Genomic DNA, 2,717 nt, shown 5'->3' with positions numbered 1-2,717 from the left:
GCAATGGCCTTGCTCAGGTCCTTGGCAGCCTTAGTGATGGCCGCAAGCGCCTTTGAAAAGGCTTTCCTTGCAGTGGCCATGTCAGCCACCTTCTTGATGAGCTCGTCCCGGGGTCCGTGTGCTGGCGATCTCGGCCAGCATCAATGTGAGCTCCGGCATTGTGAGGATGAGCTGCGCCTCTGGAATGAAGTCAAACTTGTTGGCCCCATTGTCAGCCAACGTGTCCTTCCAAGACTTGCCGTCCACCTTGCCGCCAAGCAACAAGGCCATCACAGACTCAGCTTTGTCAGCCAAGTTCTTGTAGCCTTGGCAATTAACCTGCATGTCCTGGGCGATGAGAGACCACGAGCCAAAGGCCTCATGAATATGCGCGCTCGCAGCCTGCGCCGCCGAGGTTATGTCGGCCATGGCACGCTTCCAGTCCGTCTCCGCCTTTGCGTGCGCAGCGCCCGCCGACCACGGCTTGCCAGCCTGGACTTTGGCCCGGGGCGTGTCGCCACAGCTGCTCTGTGCCCCTGAGCAGGTGGTCGTGGGGCTCATGGGCGCCGGAGCTGTCGTGGACGATGCGCTGCTGGAGGGCACCACCGGCGCCATCGACGCTTGCAATGCAGCGGGCAGCGGCTCCTCCGTGCCATCGTAGTCGAACGTGGCTCGTCCTTCAACGGACGGAAAGGGGGGTCACACGTTGACATCTTGGCTTGTTGAGGTTTCTCGCAATACCCTTTCAAACACCCCTTCCAACAAACCTACAAACCCAACAGGCCCCGGCGAGCCTCATGACCAGAATGCCCATGAGTTTTTGGGGTGTGGTGAGCCTCGTGAGCCTCATGATCAGACCCCTACGAACAGCACCCCTACCAACTGCAACAAGGCGTCCTGCGACGAAGTCGTCTGCATCCTCAGCCTTCAACTGTTTCCGCGGCCGCATGCCCACCAGGTGCGAGCGCTCCTCCTCCTCGCCGCTGTCAGAGAACTCCTGCTCGCCGATCTTCACCCGATAGCGTTTGAAGCCGGACTTGCCGGCCACCACTCCTGCAGAGTCCACTGGAGCCTGCGATTTGACGATATCTTGCCACTTGTCAACAAGTTGGGCATCTATAAATCCGCCGTTTAAAGGCTTGGAGAAATGGTCTCTGAATGCCTCGTAGGTGAGGGGGGCATAGATGTTGCGGTGGACTTTGGACTTCCTTTTGGCCCGCTTCTGCTGCAGGCTCTCTAGCTCTGAGTTCAATACGCGCTTGGACTTGCCCTCGTTGTTGAACCGATGCTCCATGATGCTGCTGGCATGATTCTCTTTGTCAGCGGTCACATCCTTCCACCGAGTCTTGTAGTCAGATGTCCACCTCTTGCGGAGCAGCCGCTGGAGGGACTCGTTGTGGTGGTCGCAGATCAAGCACCTCCGTTGATGAGCAAATTGACTATAGATTCAATCGACCCGGCCGGCCCTGCTAACCCTTGGAAGCATCAGCCCCGCCCACCCCACAAATGTCAGATAAGCTAAGCCGTGCGCATGGCCCCCTTGTTTGGGAAGTCCGTGCGAGGCTTCAGGCAGCCGCAAACCCAGCATGGTCGCTCAACACCAACGTCGGTAGCGCCGCGCCGCGCAGCTGCCTTGCCCCGAACGGCGCCGCCACCACCCTCTTCTCCAAACAGTGGGCCGGCAACCGAGCCGAGGTCGTCGTCGCAAAAGAGGCGGTCCACGTCGCAACTCATAATGTTCTCGAGGGCCTGTTCCAGGTAAGTCACGACTGCAGACTCGGCAGGCTCCTTGACCATGATTCCGCTGCTGCTCTATCCGGGCCTCGGAAGTGGCTTGATCGCTTTCGGCGAACTCTGACTGGATGTGGGCACATCAAAAATCCTGTGAGCATCAACGCACGGAGGCACGATGCAGACATCTGGCGCTGGAGCTGATGCGCGCTGGTGCTGATGCTGCTGATGTGGGTTCGTGTGTTCGATAGTGATGGCGCTGATGCGGATGATCACGGTAGTGCTGAGGGTCATGCAAAACAGGGACTGATACGGTCTTTTGTCAGATCTTCCAATGCTGCGTCCACACTGGAAGTGCCAACAGCCAAATGACAACCACTCCCACAGTCGGCACATGGAATCCGTTTCCGCACAAAGATCGCAGCTCACAATCTGTCAGACCCCCTCCCAACACCAAAGAGATGAATGGGTTCCGCACCGGCAACTGCGCAACTGTCGTGGCAAAGGCAGGCAGGCCCATCGCTTGTAGAGCCTCTGCGGGCAGGAGGCTGCGCTCCATCTCATGGCACCAAGGGTGCGACTTCGTCAAGAGGCACCGCAGGTGTCGCCTGGCGCCATGGCTGTAGGCTGCGGTGTCTTTCAGGTCCCAGAGGTGGCAAGGCAACCGTTCAGACTGGGTCAGCAATGCATCCCGATTGTCATGCAGGTGCTGGCGGCAGCCCACTGGCAGTAACTCCTCGAACACCTGCCCAGGCCTGCCGCCCAACTTGACCCGAGCAACGTCAAGGTCCTCTCGCGACGCAGACCAAAATATCATGCCATCCGTGACAAGGGCTGCGCGGAAATAGTCCAGCGGGGTCGATGGGCACATCAGCACAGGCACGCTGTGAAGGCACCAGGCACGTTTCACCGCGACTGTGATCCTCCGCTTCCGGGTCAGCGGATAGCCGCCCATACTGGGATCGATGATGAAGGGCCAGATCAAATGCGTCTCTCCCAAATATAGT

Annotated in this window: 4 protein-coding genes; 1 reads left to right on the top strand and 3 read right to left on the bottom strand. The window is 58.9% G+C overall.

Annotated features, from left to right (window positions below; translation table 11 throughout):
• Positions 1–81: 81 nt before the first annotated feature.
• The gene (locus ABWQ00_RS15820; protein WP_353239617.1) at positions 82–408 is read right to left on the bottom strand and encodes a hypothetical protein; all 327 of its coding nucleotides are present in this window, start codon (positions 406–408) and stop codon (positions 82–84) included.
• Here ABWQ00_RS15820 and ABWQ00_RS15815 point away from each other — a divergent pair.
• A complete protein-coding gene (locus ABWQ00_RS15815; RefSeq protein ID WP_353239616.1) occupies positions 407–640 on the top strand; it encodes a hypothetical protein in 234 nt (77 codons plus the stop codon). The two genes, ABWQ00_RS15820 and ABWQ00_RS15815, sit on opposite strands and share 2 nt — an antisense overlap.
• Before the next feature lie 84 nt (positions 641–724).
• Here ABWQ00_RS15815 and ABWQ00_RS15810 read toward each other — a convergent pair whose 3' ends face one another.
• Positions 725–1,393, bottom strand: a complete 669-nt coding sequence (locus ABWQ00_RS15810) for a hypothetical protein (protein WP_353239615.1) — start codon at positions 1,391–1,393, stop codon at positions 725–727.
• A gap of 639 nt (positions 1,394–2,032) precedes the next feature.
• On the bottom strand, positions 2,033–2,717 hold a 685-nt coding region (locus ABWQ00_RS15805), incomplete at its 5' end, for a hypothetical protein (RefSeq protein WP_353239614.1).

The sequence above is a fragment of the Limnohabitans sp. genome (assembly GCF_040400975.1).
Classification (GTDB): domain Bacteria; phylum Pseudomonadota; class Gammaproteobacteria; order Burkholderiales; family Burkholderiaceae_C; genus Limnohabitans_A.
The sequence above is the reverse complement of the archived record's forward strand: the minus strand, read 5'-3'. Positions and strand labels throughout refer to the sequence as shown.